We start from the raw sequence: 9039 nt of genomic DNA, 5'->3' as shown, positions 1-9039 counted from the left end.
CGCGCAGCTCGCGGTCCCGGCCGGGGTCGCCGCCGCGGGGCCCGCGCGGGCGCGGGGGGCCGCGTGCGCCGCCGCCGCGCACCGCGCCCCCGCGCCCGCGGCGGCGGCCTGCCGGGCCACCGCCCGGCTGGAGTGAGGGCGGGCCCGGGCCCGCGGGCCGGAGTAGCCTCGGTGACATGACCACGGAATCCGGCGCCTTCTGCGCCCCCGAGCCCGCGCCCCGCCCGCCGAAGGCCGCGGAGGGGCCGTTCGCGCGCTGCGTGCTGTGCCTGGAGCCGACCGAGTACGCGGAGTCGGTCAAGGGGATCGTGCTCTGCCCGGTCTGCGAGTGGCAGGAGGCCCAGCGCACCGCCTGCTCCGGCTGACCCCCGCGCGGCCGGCGCCCCGGGCGCGCGGGGCTCAGCCCGCGCGCATCAGCTCGGACACCTTCACGAGGCGGTAGCCGCGGGCCCGGAGTTCGGGGACGATCCGGCGGATCGCCCGCTCCGTGGCGGGCGCGGCGGAGCGGGTGCAGTGGAGGACGACCACCGAACCCGGCCGCACCCCGGACAGCACCTGCTCCGCCACCGCGTCCGGGTTCTTCGCGAAGGCGTCCCCGCCGACCACGTCCCACTGCACGGCGGTGACCCGGGCCGGCGCCAGCGCGTGCAGGGCGGCGTCGTCGTAGCAGCCGCCGGGGAAGCGGAAGTACGGCACGACGTTGACGGCCCCGGCGTCCCGGAAGGAGTCGAAGGCGCGCCGCACGTCGGAGGCCATGTCCGGCGCGGCCACCGCCGGCAGGCCGTAGCAGGGCTCGGCGAAGGCGTAGTGGCTGTACGAGTGGTTGGCGATCTCGAAGCGGGGGTCGGTGCCGATCGACTTCGCCTGGTCGGGGTACTCCTCCGCCCAGCGGCCGGTCATGAAGACCGTCGCGTCCACCTCCAGCCGGCGCAGGGTCGCGATGAGCTCCGGGTTGTCGAAGCGCTCGCCGCTCGCCGCCCGGGGGCCCTGGTCGGCGGTCATGTCGGCGTCGAAGGTGAGCGCGACGACCTTCTCGGCGCTCCGGCCGGTCCGCCGCTCGTAGACGGGGGTACGGCCCCGGGGGCCGGGCGCCATCGTGGGCGGCGCGGCGGGCGCGGGCCCCGCGCCGGCGGCGGCGGTCGCCCCGGGCGTCGCCCCCGCGGCCGCCCCGGCGGAGGGGGGTGCCGGGGCCGCGGGGGCCGCGGTGGAGGGGGCCACGGAGGAGGAAGGCGTGCCGGCGCCCCCGCCGCAGCCGACGAGGGCGGCGCCCAGCAGAGCGAGCGCCGCCACTTTACGTACAGAAATGGTCACGAACGGAAGCTATCCGATCGTTCCCGGAGGTCCGCCGCCGCACCCCGGGGCACGGCGGACCACGTCACCCGTCAGGCGTCACCCGTCGGGGAGCGGGCGGCGGACGCCGTCCGCCGGTCAGCGCCAGGGGCCGGTGACGGCGAAGGTGGTGCCGGGCTCGTAGCAGTTCACGTACATCGTGCGGCCGTCGGGGGAGAAGGTGACGCCCGCGAACTCGCCCCACTCGGGCGCCCCGGGCGCGCCGATGTCCTGCCGGCCGCGGGCGACCGCGTACACCTCGCCCCGCCGGCTCACCCCGAGGACGTGCTGCGCGCCGCCGCCGTCCTCGCAGACCATCAGGCCGCCGGAGGGCGCCAGGCAGATGTTGTCGGGGGACTCGCCGGGCAGCCGGACGTCGGTGTCGGGGCCGAAGACGACGGCGAGGGTGAGCCGGCGGGCGTGCGGCTCGTACTTCCACACCTGTCCGAAGTGGGTGGCGCCGGAGCCGTCGGAGGCCCGTGCGAAGGAGGAGACGAAGTAGACGCAGCGGCCGCCCCAGTAGCAGCCCTCCAGCTTCTGCGCGTGGGTGATCCCGCCCCGGCCGAAGTCCTGGAAGCGGATCGGCGTCCCGGTCGCCCCCGGGTCCGGCACGGGCACCCACTCGACGGCCCCGAAGACCGTCCCGGCCTCCTGGACCACCGACAGGTCGGGGACGCCGGGCACGCGCAGCGCCTCCAGGGTGCCGCCCGCGCGCAGCGCGCCGGTGCCGCCGAGCGGGGCCTCGGGCAGGAAGCGGTAGAAGAGGCCGAAGGGGTGCTCGAAGGCGTCCTCCGTCTCGTACACGATCCCGCTGTACGGGTCCACGGCGACGGCCTCGTGGGCGAAGCGGCCCAGGGCGGTGAGCGGGACGGCCCCGGTGCGGTGCGGGTCGGCCGGGTCCACCTCGAAGACGAAGCCGTGGTCCTTCTCGTACCCCTTGGTCCCGGCCCTGTCCTCGGTCTCCTCGCAGGTCAGCCAGGTGCCCCAAGGGGTGGGCCCGCCCGCGCAGTTGACGGCGGTGCCGGCGATGCCGACCCGCTCCCCGGCGGCGCCCCCGAGGACCTCGCCGTCCGCGTCGAGGCCGAGGACGGTGCAGCCGCCCCTGCCGCCCCGGTCGTAGACGAGGCCGGGCACGAGCGGGACGCCGTGGGCGGCGTCGGGGCGGTTCTCGTGGTTGCGGACCAGCCGCACCCCGCCGCGCGGGGCGGCGAAGGCGCTCATGCCGTCGCAGCGGCCGGGGACCAGGCCCTCGCCGGAGCGCAGCGGGTCGCCCTCGCGGGAGAGGACCCGGTAGGAGAAGCCGGCGGGGAGGTCGAGCAGGCCGTCCGGGTCGGGGAGGAGCGGGCCGTAGCCGCCGCGCGGCTCGGCGGCGGCGGGGCCGGCGGCGAAGAGGTCGGCCAGGGCGCCGGTGAAGGCGATGCCGGCGACGGACGCGCCGGTGCGGGCCAGGATCTGACGTCGTGTCACGGACATGGGACGGCCTTCCCGCCGGAGACAGGTGTGGACCCGCTGTGTACCACGCACGGATGGGCGTGATGCCACGACGCGGGTCCACGGAGCCCCGGTTGGCCCAATTCCGCCCCCCGGGCGACGGCCCGGGGCCGGGTCAGGCGAGCTCGGCCGTCAGGGTGATCGTCGTGCCGGTGAGGGCCTGGCTGACCGGGCAGTTCTTCTTGGCGTCCTCGGCGAGCGACCGGAACTGGTCCTCGTCCAGACCGGGCACCTCGCCGCGCACGGTGAGGTGGATGCCGGTGATGCCCTCACCCGGCTGGAAAGTGACGTCGGCCTTGGTCTCCAGGCGGGTGGGCGGGTTGCCCGCCTTCGCCAGGCCGTTGGAGAAGGCCATCGAGAAGCAGGAGGAGTGCGCGGCGGCGATGAGCTCCTCGGGGCTGGTCTTGCCGTTCGGCTCCTCGGCGCGGGCCGGCCAGGAGACGTCGTACGAGCCGAGACCGGAGGAGTCGAGGGTGACGACGCCGGAGCCCTTGAAGAGGTCGCCCTGCCAGACGGTGTGGGCGTGACGGACGGTGGCCATGGTGGTTCCCTTTCGATCGGGTATGGCCCCCAACCTACTGCGCCACGAGCCCCTTTGCGTCCCGCGCCAGGGCGGTGAGCCGGGAGATGGCGCGGAAGTACTTCTTGCGGTACCCCCCGTTCAGCATCTCTTCGCTGAACAGCTTGTCGAACGGCAGTCCGGAGGCGAGGACCGGTATCTCGCGGTCGTAGAGCCGGTCGGCGAGGACGACCAGCCGCAGCGCGGTCGACTGGTCCGGGACCGGGCCCACGTCGGTGAGGCAGACCGCCGTCAGGTCGTCGGTGAGGGCGCCGTACCGGCTCGGGTGGACCTTGGCCAGGTGTTCGAGGAGGTGCGGGAAGTCGTCCAGGGAGGCGCCCGGGACGCGGTACGCGGTCTCCGTGACGACCTGGTCGGAGTGGGGCGCGGGGGCCTCGGGCAGGCCCCGGTGGCGGTAGTCCTCGCCGTCGATCCGCAGCGGCCGGAAGTGCGCGGAGAGACCCTGGATCTCGCGGAGGAAGTCGGCGGCGGCGAAGCGGCCCTCGCCGAGCTTGCCCGGCAGCGTGTTCGAGGTGGCGGCGAGCGCCACGCCGGCCTCGACCAGCTTGCCGAGCAGGCTGGAGACGAGGACCGTGTCGCCCGGGTCGTCCAGCTCGAACTCGTCGATGCAGAGGAGGCGGTGCCCGCTCAGCGTCCGCACGGTCTGCTGGAAGCCGAGCGCGCCGACCAGGTTCGTCAGCTCGACGAAGGTGCCGAACGCCTTCAGCGCGGGCTCGGCGGGCGTGGCGTGCCACAGGGAGGCGAGGAGGTGGGTCTTGCCGACGCCGTAGCCGCCGTCCAGGTAGACCCCGCGCGGGCCGGCCGGGGCGGCGGGCCTGCGGGCGAACCAGCGGCGCTTCCCGCCGCCGCTCGCGTGCGCCCCGCCCAGGCTCTCGGCGAAGCCGGAGAGCGCCTTGACCGCCTCGCACTGGCTGGGCTGGTTCGGGTCGGGGAGATAGGTGTCGAAGCGCACCGAGTCGAAGCGCGGCGGCGGGACCATCTCCGCGACCAGCCGGTCGGCGGGGACGTGGGGCTCGCGCGAGCACAGCGAGAGCGGGGCGGCTTCGTTCGGGACACGGGTCGACACAGTTCCCCACTGTAAGCGCCGTGCCAGACTGCGAGGATGCGACAGCTCTTCCCTGTGACGGACATGACAGCCCCGAAGACCCAGGTCAGTGGCGCCGGCGGAGGCGACCGGGAGTGGTCCCTCGACGAGCTGGCCGACGCCTACGCCTATCCGGAGGACGCGGAGGTCTGGCTGCGGGCCAACATGGTCTCCTCGCTCGACGGGGCCGGACAGCACGAGGGCCGCTCGCAGCCGCTCTCCTCCGAGACCGACATGCGGATCTTCGGCACCCTCCGGGGCCTGGCGGACGTGGTGATCGTGGGCGCGGAAACGGTGCGTCTGGAGGGGTACCGGCCCGCCCGCGCCCGGGAGGCCTTCGCGGACCGGCGGGCCGCCGCCGGCCAGGGCCCGGCCCCGGCCATCGCGGTCGTCACCGCCTCCCTCGACCTGGACCTCTCCCTGCCCCTCTTCGCCGCCCCGCTGGTCCCGACCCTGGTGCTCACCGGCGCCGGCGCCCCCGCCGACCGGATCGCCGCCGCCCGGGACGCCGGCGCCGAGGTGCTGCTCGCCGGCGACGGGGCCGCGGTGGACCCGGCCCGCGCGGTCGCCCTGCTCGCCGGGCGGGGGCTGCGCCGCCAGCTCACCGAGGGCGGGCCCCGGCTGCTCGGCCAGTTCACCGCCGCCGGGGTGCTCGACGAGCTGTGCCTGACGCTCTCCCCGACGATGACGGCGGGCGACGCCCAGCGGATCGCCCACGGTCCTTCGCTCGCGCTTCCGACACGCTTTGGACTGGCTTCTCTGCTGGAGCAGGACGGCTTCCTCTTCAGCCGCTACCGTCGGATCTGACAATCGGCGGAATTTGTCGTTCCGCTTAGCGTCGGCTGGGCACAATCACAGTCGCAATCCCCGTGCGGTCACGGGGAAGGATGGTTTCCGCAGAAGGGCTCCTGAGGTGTTCACAAGCGTTCTGATGATCGAGAAGCCCCTGACGTCCATGGACGTGGAATTCGTCACCACCCTGCACGGCGACGAGGGCGTGTCCTTCATCGTGCTGATGCAGCCGCGCGGTGACCAGGCCGATGTACTGCTGCGCGCCATCGACGACGTCGCCCTGGGCGAACTCAAGGAAGCGGCCCGCGAGGGCGACGAACCGGAGGGGGAGGCGGCCCGCCGCCCGGCCGAGACCGCCCTGGAGCACTCCCTCCGGGCCCTGAGAGAGGCGGGTTGCGAAGCGGTCGGACAGGTGGTCGAGGACCACCCCCTGGACAAGATGAAGGCCGTCGTCGAGGAGGCGGGGGCCGACGAGGTCATCGTCCTCACCGCCCCGCACTACGTGGAGGAGTTCTTCCACCGCGACTGGGCCTCCCGCGCCCGCCACAAGGTCGGCGTGCCCGTCCTGAAGCTCTTCGCCCACAGCGAGTAGCCGCGGCCGGGCGGCCCGGGGACGCGCACCGCGTCCCCGGGCCGCCCGCCCCCAGCCACTAGGCTGGGACCGTCACGTCGTACGCACACCCGGGGAGAGAACCGCATGGCACCCGCCATCCCTGCCGCCATGGAACGGCCGCACTTCATCGGCATCGGCGGTGCCGGAATGTCGGGCATCGCGAAGATCCTCGCCCAGCGCGGCGCCAAGGTCGCGGGCAGCGACGCCAAGGACTCCCCGACCGCCGAGGCGCTGCGCGCCCACGGCGTCACCGTCCACCTCGGCCACGCCGCCGAGCACCTCGCCGACGACGCCTCCGCCGTCGTCGTCTCCAGCGCCATCCGCGCCGACAACCCCGAGCTGGCCCGCGCCGCCGAGCTGGGCATCCCGGTCGTGCACCGGTCCGACGCGCTCGCCTCCCTCATGGACGGGCTGACCGCGATCGCCGTCGCCGGCACCCACGGCAAGACGACCACCACCTCGATGCTGGCCGTCGCCCTCACCGAGCTCGGCCTCGACCCCTCGTACGCGATCGGCGGCGACCTCGCGGGCCCCGGCACCAACGCCCGGCACGGCGCCGGCGAGGTCTTCGTCGCCGAGGCCGACGAGAGCGACCGCAGCTTCCAGAAGTACGACCCCCAGGTCGCGATCGTCCTCAACGTCGAGCTCGACCACCACGCGAACTACGCCTCGATGGACGAGATCTACGAGTCCTTCGAGAAGTTCGCCGCGAAGCTCCGCCCCGGCGGCACCCTCGTCGTCGGCGAGCACGCCGGCGCCCGCGAGCTGGCCCGCCGCGTCGCCGCCGCCGGCCGCGAGGACCTGGAGATCGTCACGGTCGGCGAGGGCGAGGGCTCCGACGCCCGCGTCCTCAAGATCGTCCCCAACGGGATGAGGAGCGAGGTCACCGTCGCCCTCGACGGCACCGAGCACACCTTCACCGTCTCCGTCCCCGGCCGCCACTACGCGCACAACGCCGCCGCGGCCCTCGCCGCCGGCGCCCGCGCCGGCCTCGACCCGGCCGCCCTCGCCCAGGCGCTCACCGCCTACACCGGCGTCGGCCGCCGCCTCCAGCTCAAGGGCGAGGCCGCGGGCGTCCAGGTCATCGACTCGTACGCGCACCACCCGACCGAGATGACCGCCGACCTGGAGGCCATGCGCGGCGCCGCCGCCGGCTCCCGCCTCCTCGTCGTCTTCCAGCCGCACCTCTTCTCCCGCACCCAGGAGCTGGGCAAGGAGATGGGCGACGCGCTGGCGCTCGCGGACGCCTCCGTCGTCCTCGACATCTACCCGGCCCGCGAGGACCCGATCCCCGGCGTCACCAGCGAGCTGATCCTGGACGCCGCCCGCGCGGCCGGCGCCGACGTCACCCCGGTCCACGACAAGACGGCCGTCCCCGGGGTGATCGCAGGAATGGCGCGCCCCGGCGACTTCGTTCTGACCATGGGCGCGGGCGACGTCACGGACCTCGGTCCGCTGATCCTGGCCCGCCTGGCGAACTGAGGGAGTGGACGGACGATGGCGTACGAGGTCGAGAAGACCGACGAGGAGTGGCAGGCGCAGCTGACCCCGTCGGAGTACCAGGTGCTCCGGCTGGCCGGCACCGAGCCCGCCTTCCGCGGCGAGTACACGGACACGAAGACCGAGGGCGTCTACTCCTGTCGCGCCTGCGGGGCCGAGCTGTTCACGTCGCACGAGAAGTTCGAGTCGCACTGCGGCTGGCCGTCCTTCTACGACCCGAAGGACAGCGAGGCCGTCGAGCTGGTGGCGGACACCTCCCACGGCATGATCCGCACCGAGGTCCGCTGCGCCCGCTGCGGCTCGCACCTCGGCCACGTGTTCGAGGGTGAGGGGTATCCGACCCCCACCGACCAGCGCTACTGCATCAACTCGATCTCGCTGCGGCTGGAGCCGGCGGAGGACTGACACGGGCGCGGCCCGCGCGCCGGAGAGGGCCCGGCGGGCCCTCTCCGGCCCCGGCCCCGGCCCGGCCCCGTCGTGATGCCCCTACCGGCCGATCCGGCGCGGGACCGACACCGCGAGGAGCTTGTCCGGGTTGCGGACGGCGTAGAAGTGGGTGATCCGCCCGTCGGCGACCTCCAGCAGGAAGACCCCCTCCGGGGGGTCGCCGCCGAGGACGAGGGCGGGCGCGTGGTTGCAGTTGACCCTCTCGATCCGCAGCTCCGCCGGCCGCTCCCGGCGGAGCAGGCGCATGAGGACCGCGGCCACCTTCTCCGCGCCCACCACCGGCCGGCGCGCGGCGGTGGCCTTGCCGCCGCTGTCGGCGGTCCAGGTGACGTCCGGCGCGAGCAGCGCGAGCAGCCCGTCCAGGTCGCCGGTGGCCGCCGCGGCCAGGAACCGCTCGGTGATCCGCGCGGTCGTGGCGGCGTCGGCGGGCTCGAAGCGCCTGCGCCGCGCCCGGACGTGCTCGCGGGCGCGGTGCGCCACCTGGCGGACCGTCACCTCGGACTTGCCCACCGCCGCGGCGACGTCGCGGTACCCGAAGCCGAAGACCTCGCGCAGCACGAACACCGCCCGCTCGTCGGGGGTGAGCGTTTCGAGGAGCACGAGCATCGCCATCGACACCGACTCGGCGAGCAGCACGTCGGCCGAGGCGTCGCCCTCGTCGAGCAGCAGCGGTTCGGGCAGCCACGGTCCGACGTAGTCCTCGCGGCGGCGCGCGTTCGTCCGCACGGCGTTGAGCGCCTGCCGGGTCACCAGCCGCGCCAGGTACGCCTTGGTGTCCCGCACCGTCGCGAGGTCCACGCCGGCCCACCGGAGGTAGCTGTTCTGCAGCACGTCGTCGGCGTCGGTCGCCGAGCCGAGGATCTCGTAGGCGATCGTGAACAGCAGCGGCCGCAGCGGGGTGAACCGCTCGGCGTGTTCGTCGGTGCTCACGGAGAGGCGACCTCCCGTCCGGCGGAGGCCGCCCCCGCGAGACGGCTCGGCACGGTGCGGGCCGTGCGACCGCTCGTCCGCGAGGGCCGCGCCGAGGGGCGCGGCGGTCTCGCCGGCGGTCGGCGGCCGCCCGGCCGGGTCGCTGCCCGGCCCGCTCACCGGGACGTCCTCGGACACGGCGACGCCGTGCCGGGACGGCCGCCCGGCGACGTCGCCGGCGGATCCGGCCGCGCCGGGACGGGCCGCGCCCCCGCGCGGCCGGACGCCCGCGAC

General features: G+C 74.9%; 10 protein-coding genes and 1 pseudogene. 6 read left to right on the top strand and 5 right to left on the bottom strand.

The window, feature by feature from the left end:
• Nucleotides 1-176: 176 nt before the first annotated feature.
• Nucleotides 177-365, top strand: a complete 189-nt coding sequence (locus AB0E83_RS34095) for a hypothetical protein (RefSeq protein WP_362120487.1) — start codon at nucleotides 177-179, stop codon at nucleotides 363-365.
• A 34-nt stretch (nucleotides 366-399) separates the two neighbouring features.
• Here the strand turns inward: AB0E83_RS34095 and AB0E83_RS34090 are convergent, their stop codons facing one another.
• The 4 genes from AB0E83_RS34090 to zapE form a co-directional block, all read right to left on the bottom strand.
• A complete protein-coding gene (locus AB0E83_RS34090) occupies nucleotides 400-1290 on the bottom strand; it encodes a polysaccharide deacetylase family protein (protein ID WP_362120485.1) in 891 nt (296 codons plus the stop codon).
• A gap of 138 nt (nucleotides 1291-1428) precedes the next feature.
• Nucleotides 1429-2802 carry an alkaline phosphatase PhoX gene (locus AB0E83_RS34085; RefSeq protein WP_362120483.1) on the bottom strand — a complete coding sequence of 458 codons (1374 nt, stop codon included), beginning with the start codon at nucleotides 2800-2802 and terminating at the stop codon, nucleotides 1429-1431.
• Between the two features lie 133 nt (nucleotides 2803-2935).
• Nucleotides 2936-3361 carry an OsmC family protein gene (locus AB0E83_RS34080; protein WP_362120481.1) on the bottom strand — a complete coding sequence of 142 codons (426 nt, stop codon included), beginning with the start codon at nucleotides 3359-3361 and terminating at the stop codon, nucleotides 2936-2938.
• 34 nt (nucleotides 3362-3395) lie between these two features.
• Nucleotides 3396-4466 (bottom strand): cell division protein ZapE, encoded by a 1071-nt coding sequence (gene zapE, locus AB0E83_RS34075; RefSeq protein ID WP_362120479.1) that lies wholly within the window; start codon nucleotides 4464-4466, stop codon nucleotides 3396-3398.
• Between the two features lie 36 nt (nucleotides 4467-4502).
• Here zapE and AB0E83_RS34070 point away from each other — a divergent pair, with 36 nt between their 5' ends.
• The 4 genes from AB0E83_RS34070 (at nucleotide 4503) to msrB (ending at nucleotide 7794) form a co-directional block, all read left to right on the top strand.
• On the top strand, nucleotides 4503-5291 hold the full coding sequence (locus AB0E83_RS34070; protein WP_362120477.1) for a pyrimidine reductase family protein: 789 nt from the start codon (nucleotides 4503-4505) through the stop codon (nucleotides 5289-5291).
• A gap of 106 nt (nucleotides 5292-5397) precedes the next feature.
• Nucleotides 5398-5868, top strand: a complete 471-nt coding sequence (locus AB0E83_RS34065) for an indole-3-glycerol phosphate synthase (protein WP_362120475.1) — start codon at nucleotides 5398-5400, stop codon at nucleotides 5866-5868.
• A gap of 105 nt (nucleotides 5869-5973) precedes the next feature.
• A complete protein-coding gene (gene murC / locus AB0E83_RS34060) occupies nucleotides 5974-7371 on the top strand; it encodes a UDP-N-acetylmuramate--L-alanine ligase (RefSeq protein ID WP_362120473.1) in 1398 nt (465 codons plus the stop codon).
• 15 nt (nucleotides 7372-7386) lie between these two features.
• Entirely contained in the window at nucleotides 7387-7794 is a 408-nt protein-coding gene (msrB, locus tag AB0E83_RS34055) for a peptide-methionine (R)-S-oxide reductase MsrB (protein ID WP_362120471.1), read from the top strand.
• An 81-nt stretch (nucleotides 7795-7875) separates the two neighbouring features.
• Here the strand turns inward: msrB and sigJ are convergent, their stop codons facing one another.
• Nucleotides 7876-8766 (bottom strand): RNA polymerase sigma factor SigJ, encoded by an 891-nt coding sequence (gene sigJ / locus AB0E83_RS34050; RefSeq protein WP_362120469.1) that lies wholly within the window; start codon nucleotides 8764-8766, stop codon nucleotides 7876-7878.
• Between the two features lie 63 nt (nucleotides 8767-8829).
• Here sigJ and AB0E83_RS34045 point away from each other — a divergent pair.
• Nucleotides 8830-9039: pseudogene (locus AB0E83_RS34045) on the top strand (hypothetical protein); the annotation flags it as partial.

Origin of the sequence: Streptomyces sp. NPDC035033 (assembly GCF_040636735.1) — a bacterium.
Taxonomy (GTDB): domain Bacteria; phylum Actinomycetota; class Actinomycetes; order Streptomycetales; family Streptomycetaceae; genus Streptomyces.
Note: the sequence above shows the minus strand (reverse complement) of the source record. Positions and strands in the feature narration are given on the sequence as shown.